This is a genomic window from Xanthomonas fragariae (assembly GCF_900183975.1).
GTDB lineage: Bacteria > Pseudomonadota > Gammaproteobacteria > Xanthomonadales > Xanthomonadaceae > Xanthomonas > Xanthomonas fragariae.
The window spans coordinates 3,207,404-3,222,999 of the sequence record NZ_LT853882.1; the positions used below are offsets into that span (position 1 = coordinate 3,207,404).

General features: G+C 63.3%; 11 protein-coding genes and 5 pseudogenes. 11 read left to right on the top strand and 5 right to left on the bottom strand.

Translation table 11 applies throughout. The features are described 5' to 3' along the window. Positions 1-177: 177 nt before the first annotated feature. Positions 178-1,287 carry a Gfo/Idh/MocA family protein gene (locus PD885_RS15010; RefSeq protein WP_002811822.1) on the bottom strand — a complete coding sequence of 370 codons (1,110 nt, stop codon included), beginning with the start codon at positions 1,285-1,287 and terminating at the stop codon, positions 178-180. A 124-nt stretch (positions 1,288-1,411) separates the two neighbouring features. On the opposite strand from PD885_RS15010, the gene PD885_RS15015 reads away from it, so the two are divergent. The 5 genes and pseudogenes from PD885_RS15015 to PD885_RS22155 form a co-directional block, all read left to right on the top strand. After that, positions 1,412-2,314: an SMP-30/gluconolactonase/LRE family protein gene (locus PD885_RS15015; protein ID WP_002811823.1), complete on the top strand. Its 903-nt coding sequence runs from the start codon at positions 1,412-1,414 to the stop codon at positions 2,312-2,314. 82 nt (positions 2,315-2,396) lie between these two features. Beyond that, positions 2,397-3,119, top strand: coding sequence for a hypothetical protein (locus PD885_RS15020; RefSeq protein WP_002811824.1), 723 nt, complete (start codon positions 2,397-2,399; stop codon positions 3,117-3,119). Between the two features lie 417 nt (positions 3,120-3,536). After that, positions 3,537-3,724 (top strand): annotated as a pseudogene (locus PD885_RS21740) (enoyl-CoA hydratase-related protein); the annotation flags it as partial. Next, positions 3,725-3,852: pseudogene (locus tag PD885_RS21490) on the top strand (aldehyde dehydrogenase family protein); the annotation flags it as partial. It abuts the pseudogene before it with no gap. A 26-nt stretch (positions 3,853-3,878) separates the two neighbouring features. After that, a pseudogene (locus tag PD885_RS22155) lies at positions 3,879-4,162 on the top strand (AMP-binding enzyme); the annotation flags it as partial. Positions 4,163-4,331: 169 nt separating this feature from the next. On the opposite strand, the gene PD885_RS15035 reads toward PD885_RS22155, so the two are convergent. Together PD885_RS15035 and PD885_RS15040 are read right to left on the bottom strand one after the other, a co-directional pair. Next, positions 4,332-5,333 (bottom strand): LysR substrate-binding domain-containing protein, encoded by a 1,002-nt coding sequence (locus PD885_RS15035; protein ID WP_002811827.1) that lies wholly within the window; start codon positions 5,331-5,333, stop codon positions 4,332-4,334. Between the two features lie 11 nt (positions 5,334-5,344). Next, a pseudogene (locus PD885_RS15040) lies at positions 5,345-5,727 on the bottom strand (protocatechuate 3,4-dioxygenase). Between the two features lie 253 nt (positions 5,728-5,980). Here PD885_RS15040 and PD885_RS15045 point away from each other — a divergent pair. After that, positions 5,981-6,656 (top strand): annotated as a pseudogene (locus PD885_RS15045) (GntR family transcriptional regulator). 264 nt (positions 6,657-6,920) lie between these two features. Here PD885_RS15045 and PD885_RS15050 read toward each other — a convergent pair. Together PD885_RS15050 and ubiH are read right to left on the bottom strand one after the other, a co-directional pair. Then, complete coding sequence (locus tag PD885_RS15050) at positions 6,921-8,102, bottom strand: UbiH/UbiF family hydroxylase (RefSeq protein WP_002811831.1); 1,182 nt, start codon at positions 8,100-8,102, stop codon at positions 6,921-6,923. Then, entirely contained in the window at positions 8,099-9,307 is a 1,209-nt protein-coding gene (gene ubiH / locus PD885_RS15055; protein ID WP_002811833.1) for a 2-octaprenyl-6-methoxyphenyl hydroxylase, read from the bottom strand. The genes PD885_RS15050 and ubiH overlap by 4 nt, the downstream gene beginning before the upstream one ends. 247 nt (positions 9,308-9,554) lie before the next feature. On the opposite strand from ubiH, the gene PD885_RS15060 reads away from it, so the two are divergent. The 5 genes from PD885_RS15060 to PD885_RS15080 all read left to right on the top strand — a co-directional run bounded on the left by PD885_RS15060 (position 9,555) and on the right by PD885_RS15080 (position 15,596). After that, positions 9,555-10,133: a hypothetical protein gene (locus PD885_RS15060; protein ID WP_002811834.1), complete on the top strand. Its 579-nt coding sequence runs from the start codon at positions 9,555-9,557 to the stop codon at positions 10,131-10,133. 3 nt (positions 10,134-10,136) lie between these two features. After that, entirely contained in the window at positions 10,137-10,694 is a 558-nt protein-coding gene (locus PD885_RS15065; protein ID WP_002811835.1) for a cob(I)yrinic acid a,c-diamide adenosyltransferase, read from the top strand. A 38-nt stretch (positions 10,695-10,732) separates the two neighbouring features. Beyond that, complete coding sequence (locus PD885_RS15070) at positions 10,733-11,641, top strand: histone deacetylase family protein (RefSeq protein WP_002811837.1); 909 nt, start codon at positions 10,733-10,735, stop codon at positions 11,639-11,641. A gap of 128 nt (positions 11,642-11,769) precedes the next feature. Beyond that, entirely contained in the window at positions 11,770-14,199 is a 2,430-nt protein-coding gene (gene lptD, locus PD885_RS15075) for an LPS-assembly protein LptD (protein ID WP_002811838.1), read from the top strand. Then, positions 14,196-15,596: a peptidylprolyl isomerase gene (locus tag PD885_RS15080; protein ID WP_002811839.1), complete on the top strand. Its 1,401-nt coding sequence runs from the start codon at positions 14,196-14,198 to the stop codon at positions 15,594-15,596. Before lptD ends, PD885_RS15080 begins: the two co-directional genes overlap by 4 nt.

Below are 15,596 nucleotides of genomic sequence, written 5' to 3' on the forward strand. Positions count from 1 at the left end.
TGGGTAACTGGCGGCGGCAACGATGTGGTCGCTGGCGCAGCAGCGTCGCAGCGGCAGTCCGGTGTGGCTGCATCGCAACTGCTCCACCGTCGACTGCACAGCTTCTTCGTGATCGTTGCTGGTGGCTGGCGCAAGCCAGCCTGCTCTCTCTGCTCAGTTCGCCGCAGCGGGCTGAATTCACAGCACGATCCGCTTGCTACCCTCGCGTGCCGAGCGGTAGATCGCGTCGACAATCCTAATATCGCGCAGGCCTTCTTCGCCGGGTGCACGCAGCGGCGTGCCATTGATGATCGCAAGCGCGTCTTCGTCCATCTGTAGCGCCTGCTGGTTCAGCACCCTGGCGTCAAATACACGCCCGTCGCTAGCCTTGCCGGTCACGCCCTGGTAGCTCTGGAACGGCGACAACTCGTACCAGCCACGCTCGCATTCGGCGCGCAGCACATTCATATTTTTTCCGAAACTGGTCTTGCACTCGGCACGCACCGCATTCGGAAATTCCAGGGCGAAGTCCATATGCTCGTCGACTTCATCGAATAGGTCAGGGCGATCGGTCCAGCGCCTGGCCGTCACCGCCAGCGGCTCGGTGCCCACGGTGTAACGCGCTGCGTTGAGCGGATAGACACCCATGTCGTACATCGCCCCGCCACCGAATTGCGAACGCAACCGCCACGGACGGGCTGCCTTGGTCGCACCGTGATAGCCGTTGTAACCAGCCTCTGCAAGCACGCGCTGCATCGCACCGAACGGCTTCTCGCTGGTCATCGAGATCAGACGACGGGTATTGGGCTCGTGCTGCATGCGGTAACCGATCGTCAGCGCCACCTTGTTGCGCTTGCACGCGGCGATCATGGCTTCGCACTCGCCGGCATGCAGGGCCATCGGCTTTTCGCACCACACATGCTTGCCAGCGGCAGCAGCACGCAAGGTCAGCGGCGCATGCAGATAGGTCGGGGTCACGACATACACCACATCGATGTCGTCGTTGTCGGCAATGCGATGGAAATTTTCGTAGTTGTAGACGTTGCGATCGGCAATGCCGTACTTGACCTGCCACTGCCGAATCTTGGATGGCGTGCCGGTAACGATACCGGCCAGCTTGCAGTGCTTGGTCAATGCCAGGCCCGGCGCGAGTTGTTCGCTGGCATAACTGCCCAGTCCCGCCAATGCCACATTGAGGGGTTTTCCAGGCTTTTTCTTCGGCAGCGCCCAGGTGGGTGCCGCGAGCAGGACGCCTGCACCACCGAAGGCGGCAAGCAAGCGGCGACGTGTCAACGATTCCGCGGGCATGCAAAGCTCCTTTGCGAGATTGGGGCGTGCTGCTCGCGCACCTTACTTGATCGCAGGTGATTACCGCCATGGTGACTGCGCATGTTCTGGCACACTGCTAGCGATCCCATCTGGAACGTGCCGCATGAGTGCTGTTGTCCGTCTTCGTTTTTTGCCATTGACGTTACTGTTGTCCAGTTCGCTGGCGAGTGCTGCCGATGCTACGTTCGTTGCGCGCGACCTGGTCGGCGATGGCGCATTCACCAATAATGCCGAAGGTCCTGCCGCTGGACCGGATGGGGCGATTTACGCAGTGAATCTTGGCAAAGACGGCACTATCGGGCGCCTCACGCTGCAAGCGGACGGCAGCGCGAAGGCAGAGGTCTTTGTCACCTTGCCGAAAGGCAGCACCGGCAATGGCATCCGCTTTCGTGACGGGGTGATGTATGTGGCCGATTACACCGGCCACAAAATCCTGCAGGTGAATCTGCAAACCCGAGCGGTCAGCACGTTCGCTTCGCTGCCAGGGTCCGATGGGCCGAACGATCTTGCGCTTGCGCCCGATGGCAGCTTCTACGCAAGCGACCCAAACTGGAACGACAACAGTGGCCGCCTGTGGCACGTCAGCCACGATGGTGAGGTGCACTTGCTGGAAGCCGGCATGACCACCCCCAACGGACTGGATGTCAGTCCCGACGGCAAACATTTGTACGTCAACGAAAGCATGTCGCGCAGAGTATGGGTGTACGACCGCATCGATGGGGGCGTGCGCAACAAGCGTCTGTTGATCGCCTTCTCTGACTTCGGCATGGACGGCATGCGTTGCGATGCCGACGGCAACCTCTACATCGCCCGCTACGGCGCTGGGCAGATTGCCGTGGTGTCGCCGCAAGGCACATTGCTGCGCACGGTCGCGCTGACCGGCCGCAAGGCCAGCAACGTCGCTTTCGGTGGCAAAGATGGTAAACAGGTGTTCGTCACGCTGCAGGATCGCGGCGCAGTCGAAACGTTCAGGTCCGATCGCGCCGGGCGCGAAACCGGGCACTGAAACTGCTGCGCGCGTCGCACTGGTTCTCAGGCCGCCCACCAGCGTCCTGGCATCCTGCAGGTCACCTGTTGAGGAACTCCTCATGCAACCGATCGAACTGAATGATGCGGCCGCCTTTGGCAGCGAATTCCTGCGGCTGACCCTGTTGCAGGGATTTCAGTCGTTGACCAAACGCGACCTGGAATTGCTGATCTTCGTGTTGCTTGAACGCGACGGCGCCATCTCGCGTAATAGCTCCAACGCGCTGGTCGCGCTGCAACTGCGGGTGACCTCGGCCAAGGTCAAGGCACTACGTCGCGACGGCTATGCGCGCTGGCGCTCGCTGGTGCCAGAAGAAGGCGACGCGGCGATGCAGCGCATCGTCGCCACCGTGCTCACCGAAGACAATCTGCGCTCCGGTGCCAAGCACGTCAGCGAACGCAAACGTAAAGAAGGGTATCTGGCGGTGCGCATCGAACACCCCGATGACGCGCAACAATTCGAGCAGGCCATTCTCGATGTAGGCGCGCTGCCGGTGTTCGAGCGCAACCGCGAAGTGGTGGCGGTGCGTTTCGATACGCTGCTGCAAATTGCCGAGCGCTGGGGGTATCTGCAGCAGGATGCGCAAGCCACCGTACGCGAGCTGCAAAAGCTCACGCCCACTGCGGAAGAAGTGGTGGATCTGTTGAAGAAGGACATCGCACAGCTGCGTTGGGACGATGTACGTCGCACGCTCAACAGTCTCGGCGCCAAGGCCGTGGCCAGCACCGCCGAGGGCGGCTTGAAGGGCTTGTTGAGGATCGTGTTTCCCTTCATCCCTGGCTGAGGGAAGGCGCCATCGACAGCAGAGTGCAGTTGCAGGCGTTGCTGCCCTACGCTGGCTGATCTGGCGGCCAGCCTGGGCAACGCGCAAGCCTTATCGCCACACGCCAAAGCCCGTGGCACGCAGCTCAACGTGCCCGACACGCTCTATGCGTGCCGGGGGTTCCACATCAGGGGGGACCTGATGACTACCGTTCGTATGACCTGGTTCTCCGTGTTGCCTGCTGCTCGGCAGCAACGCATTCGCGCAACAGTCGCCTACCCCGGCTGGCAACATGCCGCTGACCGACGTGTCCAGCGTGATTCGCACCCAGCCGCCGCCCAGCGCGAGGTCACCCATCAAGCCCAGTTGGAGCGCACGCGCCGCCGGCATGAAGATCGCCAGTGCGTTGGCCGAGCGAGCCTTGATCGAACGTCTGGATTCGCGTGCGATCTGGCGATTGCCGCCGACGAGGCGCAGTTCGGCCTGTCGGAGGTCAACTAGGGCATTCTATCCTGCCCGGCAGTGGCGTCGCCAAAGTCGCAGTGGAATTGCTGACCATGCGCGGGGCGATGTGGATGACGCCGACCGGCGAAATGGTGGACGGCAAGAAGGCCCCGGAATGGCGTTCGGCGGCCATCGTGCTCGACGATGCCGACGTCGTCCAGGTGCTGCCCAACCTGTGCCCTACTCCATGCCGATCGCCGGACAGGTGCGCCTTTCGCTGACCCGCGTCTTGGCGCCGGCACAGCGGCGCTACGCACCGAGCCCGGTTTCGATGCGGCATCGCTTGCCTTGCAGCCGCGCGTGGTCGATGGCAATGGCGATGACTGTCCGGTTGGCGTAGCTTGCGAACTGCTATTGCGCCGCCCCAATCAATGGGGAGAAGTGTGGGGTATCTGGCAATCGTGCCCGTCGATGAGACGCCGGACCTGGAGCAGATCCGCAGCTATCTGATCACCCGCCTGACCGAGTATGAGGCACCCAAATACCAGCGCGTGGTTGACGCATTGCCGCGCACCGCAACCGGTAAATTGCAGAAACGGATTTTGAGGGATGCATTATCTCGCTTTGAATCGGCCAGGCACTGCATCGCACCTACTCGACCCTCAGCCCTCGACCTATTGACGCACCCTCCCGCCCGAAATCGAACGGGCAGCCTAAGCTGCCCGTTATTCAATTGCGCTGGACCGACAGCACACCACGTCGCCGACGAAGCATTCGGCCATCAAGCCATCACGCAGACTCGTCCAGCAGGATGTCGTCTTCGCCGATCTGGTCATCCACCCACACCGCACCCTGCTCGGCCATGACCGCCAACTGGCGTTCCAGCTCGCGCATCAGCAGCCGCACGCCGGGCTTGTGAACGGCACTGCCATCGCGATAGATCACCCCACCTGCGCGCGCCTGTGAAGGCTGCTGCAGTTGGAAGGCGCGTAACTCGCCGCGCGCGATATCGCCGGCCACCATCATGCTCGGCATCACTGCGATGCTGTCGGTGCCGAGCAAAATCTCGCGAGTGAAACAGGCCGAGCTGGAACGCAATTGGTCGCGCGTGGCCAACCCGTGCTCACGCATCACCTGCGCCACGTCACGTTCCACATGCTGGCTCAGCGTCGGCAGTACCTGCCGGTACGCAGCCGCTTCGCCAATGCGCACCGGGCCGTTAGCGAACAACGGATGGTCGCTCCGCGCCACCAGCGCAATCGGATCCTGATACAACACTTTGCGGATCAATGCATCGTAGCGGGCCAGCGGATACAACCGACCTACGACGAGATCGATTTCGTTGCCGGCCAACTTCGGTAGCAGCTCGTCGGTACGGCCGTGCAACAGGCGCACCCGCAACGTCGGCTCGGCACGGTACAACCCGGCCAGCACAGCCGGCAGCAATCCGCTTGCCGCCACCGGCAGTGCGCCCACATTGATCGTGAGCGCATCGTTCTGCAGCAGGCCTTCGAAGGTGTCCTGTGCACGACGCAGCTGGCCAAGCACGACGTGCGCAGTCTGCACCAGCACCTCGCCCATCGCGTTGGGGCGCACGCCGCGCGAATGACGCTCAAACAACGGTGCCCCGACAATCTCTTCGATCTCCTGCAAGGCACGCGTGAGTGCGGGCTGGGTGACATTCAATACGCGTGAGGCGCGGAGCAGGCTTTTCTGCCGGTCCAGCGCCTCGATGACACGCAGATGCCGGACCTTGATGCGGTGTTCGAAGAACACGGAGGACATGGTCATGGGGGTGGACCTTACGTTGGGAAGTCGGGTAACACAGCGATACGGCATATGGTCGATGCGATCAGACGGCGTGCATCCGGCTCACACCGCGTCTGCGTGAAGTCTTCAAAGGATTCGCCGCGCATGATCGCGTAGACCTGCAGATTGGTCGCCCGCACCACGCGGGCGATTTTTCGATGACGAAGAATTTGACGCCGTATTGAACCAGACCAAGCAAGTCGCGCGTACGGATCAGCGCCTTTTCGTACTTGGTGAGTTCGGCTTTCTGCATCAACACTTCCGCATCCGGCAAACAGCGCTCGCGCAAAGGGGCGCGGATCATGTGCCAGAAAAAACGGTTGATACGCAGCGCACGATTGCTGGTGCGGAGATCGAATAGACAGATACCGTCGATATTGGATGCTTGCCATGCTGCACTCCTACGGTGCGGGCCGGCCACTTTTTTTGGGGGCCGAACGCGCATCATTAATTGAGTCGGGATCAGCGATGCGAGGGATCCCAACAAATGACGACCAACGGCTCAGGATCGCCAAAACGGTATCCTTGGGATCCAAATTGCCATCAAGCGATCTCATCTGCAAGGCTTTTATTCAGGTATTGCGAGTTTTCCCTTCCGAGGAACGTGCGCCGCGGTACGGCGCGAGAGAATGGAGCCAATGGCGAACAACCACCGATTGCAAGCGGTCCAACAGCTGCGCGAATTAATCCTGTGCGGCACCTTCGCCCCTGGCGAGCGCATCACCGAGGCAGCATTGGCCGAGCGCCTGTCGATCTCGCGCACGCCCATCCGCCAGGCCCTGCCGGCGCTGTGCCAGGAAGGTTTGCTGGTGCAAGCAGGCAGTCGAGGCTACGCAGTGCGGCGTTTCAGTCAGCAGGAAAGCCTGGATGCACTGGCAGTGCGCGCCTTGATGGAAGGTATGGCCGCGCGCGCGGTCGCCGAACAGGGCGCCTCGTGCGCATTGCTCGCCACCTTGTAAGGCTCTCTCGGCGAAGGTGACCGGATCCTGGCAAAGCGCAGCCTCGGTGCTGACGATGAACAAGCCTATGGCGCCATGAATGCCCGTTTTCCATCGCGCCATTGTGGTGGCGGCCGACAAACCAATCCTCACCGAGACCGTGGACCGCTGCACACTGGTGCCTTTCGTCAGCCCGATCAATGTCGTGTTCGGTCAACGCTCGGCCACCCTGGCCTACGACGATTTGTATTACGGACATCGGCAACATGGCGTCATCGTCTCGGCGATCGAACAACGCGATGGCGCACGTGCAGAGCTGTTGTTTCACGAACACGCTAATACCCAGCGGCATAGCATGGGAATTTGATGGCATCGGTTGCAACGCTTGGCGAGTCGTGTGAGGTAGCGGTAGTGACAACGCTGCGCAATCGCAACGGACTATCGGCCGCAGATACGGTGCCGTAATTGAGCCCCAGCACGATGGCATTGAAGCGCAACGAACTGTCTTTACAGGTCTAGGGCGTGAAGTAGATCAGCTGCGTCAATACTGCCGCTGCCCCTACTGTCGAGTTGCGGCAATGCCGGGCAATCGTTGCCGCGCGCGTGTTTGATCGCATTGGAATGATGTCGATCACATGCCGCCGGAGGCGCGCTTCCATAGCACATCGACCAACGGCGGCACCTTGCCGGCCAGGCCGAGTACCGACCCGCGCAGCAAGGTCAGATGCATCTGGTCGTTGGAGAACACCGTATTGATCGCATCCAAGCCGTAAGCGGCCAAGGTGTTTTCGCTGCGTCGGGTGCGTGCCCAGCGCTGCAGCCGATGCGGGGCCGCCCACTCCGCACGTTTGGCGAGCGCGTTGCGCACCTCATCGCGCAGCGCAGCGACATCGCGCAGGCCCAGGTTGACGCCCTGCCCGGCCAGCGGATGCACTACGTGCGCAGCATCGCCCAAGGTCAGCACGCGGCCGCTGACGTATTGCTCCACCAACTGCCGCTGCAGCGGGAATGCCGCACGCGTCGATACCACGCGCGCTTGGCCTAGTCGCGCCGCAAAGGCCTGGGTCAGCTCGCGCGAAAATGCAGCATCATCGAGTGCCAGCACGCGCTCGGCCTCCGCGTCCGGCAAGGTCCACACGATCGAACTGCGGCCATCGGCAAACGGCAGAAATGCCAATGGACCGGTGGTCAAAAACCGTTGCCAGGCAGTGGACTGATGCGGCTGCTCGGTCTCCACGAACGCGACAACGCCACGCTGTGCATACGCATGCCGCGAGACCGGCAGCCCGGTGAGTTCGCGCAAGGTGGAAGCCGCACCATCGGCGGCGATCGCGACCGACGCCTCCAGCCGGCTGCCATCGTCCAGGCGCAAGCGTACGTAATCGGCGTCCTGTTCCAGTTCGACCACGCGCGCCGGGCAATGCACTTCGATGCCGGCGGCGTGCACGGCAGCCCACAGGCGGTCGACCAGCGCATCGTTTTCGACGATCCAGCCGAGTTGTTCGCGACCCAGCGTATCGGCATCGAAGCTCAGCTCGCCGCCACCGCCTGCATCCCACACCCGCATGCGCCGATATGGCTGCACGCGCGCGGCCCGCACAGCCTTCCATACACCCAGGCTGTCCAGCAGCGCAGCGTTGTCGGCGGCGAAGGCATACACGCGCAAATCGGGTTTGTCGGCACGCCAACGTGCGGGCTCACGCCCTTCCACCAAGGCAACGCTCAGGCCGGCATCGGCCAGGGCCAGTGCGCAAGCGGCACCGACGACGCCGCCACCGACGATCAACCCGTCGCGCGTACTGCGGCGGCTCATGCGATCCCCCGGCACAACTGCGGCACGTCGCCATGGAAGCCCATTGCCCCGCCCACCAACAGCGATTGCAACGGCACTGCCTGTGAGGTTGCGAACAAACCGAGGCTGCGCAATGGCCGCAGCAACGACGCCGGATTGCCGGTGAGCCGCGCCAATCCGCTGGAAAAACCGATCGTTTGTTCGCGGTCCACGCGGCGCCGTGCCAGATACTCGGCCAGCAACGCACTTGCTCCGGCATCGCTGCGATCGTGTTCGATCAATTCGGCCAGCGTCAGTGCATCGCGCAGCCCCAGATTGAAGCCTTGCGCGCCGATCGGATGCAGCGTTTGCGCGGCGTTGCCGAGCAGTATCACGCGCTCGGCGACCAGGCTGTTCGCCAACACCTGCACCAGCGGATAGGCACTGCGCTCGCCGCTGGCGATAAAGCGCCCGGCGCGCCATCCGGCTGCACGCTGTAGCCGCGCAAGCCAACCGGCGTCGTCGAGCGCAGCCACTGCCTCGGCATCGGAACGCGCCACGCAGTGGATCGCGCCGTAATGGCGATCACCCCGCGGCAGCAGCGCGGTCGGACCGTGTTCGCCAAAACGCTCCCATGCAGTGCCGTCCGGTGGCCGCGACGCACGCACCCTCGCTACGAACAACGTCTGCAAAAAGTCATGTTCGTCGGTACCGATATGCAGCAGCTCGCGCACTGCGCTATGGCTGCCGTCGGCGCCGACCACCAGCTTGGCATGCACGACTTGCTCGCCCTGGTCGGTAGCGATCCGCAGCGCGCGCGCGCCGTCCTGCGCTGGTCCGACTCCGATGCAACGCGCCGGGCGATAGCGGCGCAGATGGGTCAGCTCGCCCAGCCGTGCCTGCAACGCCTCACCGAAGTCGCGCGCCACCACCACTTGGCCGAAACTGTCGCGACCGTAGTCTGTAGCGTCGAGCTGCACCCGGCCAAAGTCGCCGGCGCGGCTGACATGGATGCGCCGGATCGGCCCGGGCGGGCTGCGCAGCTTGTCCATCACCCCAAGCACGCCGAGCGCGTTGACGGTAGCGGCGGCAAAACTCAGATTACGTTGGTCGAACACCGCAGGCGGTGTACCGGTCGGGGCGGCTTCCACCAGCCCGACATCCAGGCCGAGGCGGTCCAGCGCAATCACCAGGCTGGAGCCGACCAGGCCGCCGCCAACGATCAGAACATCATGTGGGTGTGTCATTGCCACATGATAATCCTTCGGCCCTGGCCCGTTGGAGCGATCGGGAGGACAGCTTGCCGCGCCCTGACCGCATGGCACCGCCGCTCTCTCAGCCGGCGCGAGTGTCCTCCAACGTCGCGTCCGGGGCGGCGGAACCGTGCGCAAAGCGATTACCCGGGGCAGCCGAGTCCCCAAACGCCCACAACGGCGTGGGCATGCTCAAGTTCCACGCTACACTCGACGGCTTGTGACACGGCAACCTTCGCACATGACTGCTCGTTCGCACGACACCCTGATTCTGAGCTTGCTGGCCCTCCTGATGGCGGCCACACGGATCAATCACTTAGCGCCGGTCCCGGACGCGTCCTGGGCGGTGTTCTTCATCGGCGGCTTTCACCTGGCTGCGCGCACCAAGCTGGCGTTTCCATTGCTGATGGTGCTGGCGGTAGCGGTGGACTGGCTGGTGATCACCCAGCAGGGCCTGAGCTTTTGGCAGCACTACTGCGTATCCCCGGCGTACTGGTGCCTGATCCCGGCGTACTTCGCGCTGTGGGCCGGTGGGGTCTGGCTGCGCCGGCACTATCACGGCGCGCGATGGAGCGCGCTGGCCAGGCTGGTGCCCGCGTTTTTGATCTCCGTGGCGCTGTGCCAGCTGATCGCCCAGGGCAGCTTCTACTGGATCAGTGCCAGCGTGGCCGAGCCGACCGTGGCCGGCTGGTTCAAGAACTACACCGACTGGCTGGGGCCTTACCTGCGCAGCGCCGCGATGTATCTTGCAGCAGCCGCCATGATCCAGGTCGCTGCCGAGCGGCTGACCAGCTCGCACGGCCAGACGCAGGCCGGCTGAACGATGGGCAATCGGCTCTCACGCATCTATACGCGCACCGGCGACGACGGCAGCACCGGTCTGGGCGACGGCAGCCGCACCGGCAAGGACGCACAGCGCGTCGATGCCTACGGCACCGTCGACGAAGCCAATTCGGCCATTGGCGTGCTGCTGGCCGCGCCCGGTGTGCCGGAGTCGATCGCCGAACTGCTGACCACCGTGCAACACCAGTTGTTCGATCTGGGCGGCGAGCTGTGCATCCCCGGCCATGCGGCCATAGACCCCGCAGACATCGACGCGCTGGAGCGCCAGTTGGATCACTTCAACGACACGCTGCCGCCATTGAAGGAGTTCATTCTCCCTGCCGGTGGCGAAGCCGCCGCACGCTGCCATCTGGCCCGCACCATCGTGCGCCGGGCCGAGCGCGAGACCGTTGCGTTGTCGCGCCAGGAAGCGGTGCGCAGCGAGGCGATCGGTTACCTGAATCGGCTGTCCGACCTGCTATTCGTGTTGGCGCGCGTGCTGGCGCGCGTCGATGGCGGGCAGGAAGTGCTGTGGCGGCACGACCGCCGCCGCGGTTGAACATGCGTTCGGCACGGCGCAGAGGCTAGATTTGCCCCATGTTGGTCTTCACCCATTCCGCCTGCCTCGGCCACAACGCCGGCCCAGAGCATCCCGAGAGCCCCGCCCGCCTGGAAGCGGTGGTCCAAGCCCTACGCGCCGCATTCCCGGACCTGGACTGGCGCGAAGCGCCGCTGGCCAAGCTCGGCGACCTGTACCGGGTGCACGAGCGTGAACAAGTGGATGCGGTGCTGGAAACCGTTGTGGAAGGCCATCACCGGCTGGACGTGGACACCGTGATGTCGCCCGGCTCGCGCGCGGCAGCATTGCGCGCGGCTGGTGCCGGCATCGCAGCGGTGGACGCAGTGATGCAGAACCTCAGCCGCACGGCCTTTTGCGCTGTCCGCCCGCCCGGCCACCACGCTACTGCGCAGGTGTCGATGGGCTTTTGCTTGTTCAACAACATCGCCGTGGCCGCCGCCCACGCGCGCGACCGGCACGGGCTGGAGCGGATCACCATCGTCGATTTCGACGTGCACCACGGCAACGGCACCCAGGCTATCTTCGAGCGCGACCCGACCGTGCAGTACCTGAGCACCCACCAGTCCGGGCTCTATCCGCACTCGGGCAGCGTTCACGAACGCGGCACCGGCAACATCCACAACCTGCTGCTGCCACCAGGCTGCGAAGGGCTGCGCTTCCGCAATGTGTGGGAAGACCAGATGCTGCCGCTGATCGATGCCTTCCGCCCACAACTGATCCTGATATCCGCCGGCTTCGATGCGCATTTGCGCGATCCGCTGGCCGATCTGATGCTCGATGACGTCGATTTCGCCTGGCTGACCAGCGCGCTACGCGCCCTGGCAGATCGGCATGCGCGTGGCCGCGTGGTGTCCATGCTGGAAGGCGGCTACGACCTGCAGGCGTTGCGCGAGAGCAGTGTGGCGCACGTGGCTGCACTGCGTTGAACCCCGACGGCGCGCCAGTCGCGCTGCCGGTTGCGATGAACCTCACCCTTACCTACGCCAAAGCTCTTCATTGCCCCTATGCGGGGTATGCGGCAAGCTAGTTGCCATTTTATTGGTTGAACCCACGCGTGCTCCGAGCTCTCCGCCTGTTCCCCCTGCCTTTGAGCATTGCCATCTGCCTCCCGGCCATGGCTGCCGACAAGCCGCTGAACTGGGGATTGTGCCCGGCCGTGGACCCGCTGCCCGGTTTCGACGGCGCCCCCGACGCCGACGCCAAGGCTGCCGAGATACGCCAGCAGTTGCCGACCGACATCGAAGGCGACCAGTTGTCCGGCACCAACACCACCCCGCAATACCAGGGTAACGTGGCCCTCAAGCGTGGCGACCAGTTCCTGGGCGCGGACAACCTGCGCATGGACACCGAGACCGGCAACTACATCGCTGAAGGCAATGTCCGCTACCAGGACACCTCCTTCCGCATGGTCGCCGACCGCGCCGAGGGCAATCAGGACACCGATGCCCACAAGGTCACCAACATCCGGTACCAGTTGGTGGACCGACGCGGCAATGGTGCAGCCGAATCGGTAGACCTGCAGGGCCAGGTCGGGCAGATGCATCGCTCGACCTACACCACCTGCGATCCCGCGCAACCGATCTGGCGCGTACGCGCACCGGAGATCGACGTCGACAACGAAGAAGGCTTTGGTACTGCACGCAACGCCGTGCTGCAGATCGGCAAGGTGCCGGTGCTGTATTTCCCCTGGTTCAAGTTCCCGATCGACGATCGTCGCCAGACCGGTTTACTGTTTCCGCAGTTCGGCCTGTCCGGCCGTAACGGCTTCGATTATCTGCAACCGATCTACCTGAACTTGGCGCCGAACTACGACGCCACCTTGTTGCCGCGCTACATGAGCAAGCGCGGATTGATGTTCGGCACTGAGTTCCGCTATCTGTACGAGGGCGGTCGCGGCGAAATCACCGCTAACTACCTACCCAATGACAAGCTGCGCGACAAGGACCGCGGCAGCGTCTTCTACAGCGGCTATCACAACCTCAACGACCACTGGCAGGCGCGTAGCAGCATCTCCTGGGTCAGCGATACGCGCTACGTAGAAGATTTCACCAGCCGCCTGAACGGCATGGGCTCGGCCTCCAGCCTGCAGAGTACCGTGGGCATCTACGGCACCGGCGAGACGTGGACCGCCGGCCTGATGGCCGACCGCTGGCAGCTCACCGATTACACCCTGGATGAGCAGGCGCTGCCCTACAACCGGCAGCCGCGCGCGTATTTCACCTGGGAAAAGCCGTTGGGCATTTTCGAGGCGGGCGTGTACGCCGAAGCGGTGCGATTTACGCATGACGACTCCTACTTCGTCCAGCCCCCCAGGGGCGGAAATACTAACGAGGACGATGGAGACGATTACGTCCGCACCAACACGCGCAACAAGGAATACGGTAGTGGCGCGCGCCTGGACATCAAGCCCTATATCTCGATGCCGTTGTCGGGCGCGGCGTGGTTCGTGACTCCCACCGTGGCATGGCGCTACACCGCGTATCAGCTGGATTCGACGTTGGCCAACACCGCGCCGCTGACCGGCGATCGTTCGCCCTCGCGCAGCCTGCCGATCGCCTCGCTGGATGCCGGTCTGTATTTCGACCGCGAGACCTCGGTATTTGGCACCAACTATCTCAATACGTTGGAGCCGCGCATGTACTATCTGTACGTGCCGTACCGCGACCAGAACGACCTGCCGGTGTTCGACACCCGCCCGTTCACTTTCAGCTATGGGCAGCTGTTCCGCGACACGCGCTATACCGGTGCCGACCGTCAGAACGATGCCAACCAGCTGACTCTGGCGGTGACCTCGCGCTGGCTGCGCCAGGACGATGGCCGCGAGAAATTGTCTTTGAGTGCGGGCCAGATCCTGTACTTCAACGATTCGCTGGTGACCATCAACAACAGCACCAATTCCGCTGCCGGCAGCGAGCAGCCCATCGCACAGGGCAAGTCCGCCTGGGTGGCCGACGCCAATTACATGATCAACGACCGCTGGTCGATGGGCGCCACGTACCAGTGGAACCCAAACTCGCGCAAGGAAGATCTGGCCAGCCTGCGCACGCGCTACCTGCTCAACAACGACGGCATTATCAATCTGGCGTATCGCTACCGTCGCAACCTCATTAACGGCAGCGACCAGCTCAAGCAGGCCGACTTCTCGTTCCTGTATCCGATCAATCCCACCTGGAGTGCGGTCGGTCGGTACTACTATTCGCTGCTGGACCGTAAGCCGCTGGAAATCATCGGTGGCGTGCAGTGGGACAGCTGCTGCCTAGCCGTGCGCGCGTTGGTACGCCGGTTCGTACGCAACCGCGATGGCGAGTTGGATAACTCCATCCAGTTCGAGTTCGTGCTGAAGGGCTTGAGCTCGTTCGGTCAGAACACGGACCGCACTTTGCGCCGTGCTATTCTCGGCTATTACCGTGACGACCTGTACCTGGTCCGGCCCAGCAACACCACGACCAATCCGGACGATTACGATCCGAACCTGATTCCATGACCAAGCCTTTTTCTGTTCTTCTTGCCTCGTTGCTGGTTATCACCAGCACGGTTTCGCCGTTGGCCTCGGCACAGCAATCCCAGCCTCTGGATCGCATCGTCGCAATTGTCGACGAAGACGTGGTGCTGCAGAGCGAGCTTGATCGCGCCGTGCGCAACGTCAAGTCGCAGTACGCCGGTCGCGAAAACCAGCTGCCGCCGGACGATGTCCTGCGGCGGCAGGTGCTTGAGCGTGTGGTGCTGGTCAAGCTGCAGGTCGGCCGCGCCGATGGCAGCGGTATCCGCGTCAGTGACGAGGAACTCAACCGCGCCATCGCCAGCATCGCCCAGCAGAACGGCACTACTGTAGATGGCCTGCGCCAGAAGCTGGCGGCCGACGGCATGGGTTACGGCGATTTCCGTGCATCGGTGCGCGATGAAATCGTCGTGCAGCGTCTGCGCCAGAGCTTTGCGCTAAGCCGCATCAGCGTGAGCGAAGGCGAAGTGGATACCGCGCTAGCCCAGCAGGCCAATACCGGTAGTCAATATCACCTCGCGCACATTCTGGTCGGTTTGCCGGAAGGCGCCACTGCCGAGCAGATCGCCACTGGTCAGAAGAAGGTCGATGGCGTCAAAGCCTTGATCGACAAGGGCGAGCTGGACTTCTCAGCGGCCGCAGTGCGTTATTCGGATAGCCCCAATGCATTGGAAGGCGGCGACCTGGGCTGGCGCAGTCTGGACGAAATTCCAAACGCTTTCGCCCAGCTGATTCGTGACATGCATCCGGGCCAGGTTGCAGGACCGCTGCGTGGTCCGAGCGGTTTCCAGCTGCTCAAGCTGGTGGAAATGCGTGACGCCAATGCCGTCGGCGAGAAGAAGGTCGTCACCGAGTACAACGCACGCCACATCCTGGTGCGTGTAGGCGACAACCAGACCGAAGCGCAGGCCAAGGCCAAGATTGACACGCTGCGTGCGCGCATCGCCGGCGGCTCCGACTTCCAGGCAACAGCCAAGGAGTCCTCCGAGGACGCCAACACCCGCAGTCAGGGTGGCGATCTGGGCTGGTTCCCGGCCGACGCATTTGGCCCGGACTTCGGCAAACAAGTCCAAGGGCTGGCCGATGGCGCGGTGTCCGAGCCGTTCCGTACCCAGGCAGGCTGGCACATCGTGCAGCGTGTCGGCAGCCGCCAGACCGACGTCAGTGCAGAAAATCAGCGTGCGCAGATCCGTGAAACGATCGGTCGTCGCAAGCTGGAAGAAGAATACAACCGCTACCTGCAGGAACTGCGTGGCGAAGCATATGTGAGCTACCGCACCGGCGACCGTGCCGATGGCACTGCCGCACCGGCCAAGTCGGCGCAACCTGCTACGGCTACGCCTGCGGCACCGACTCCGCCGCCTGCAAAGCCGACACCCTGA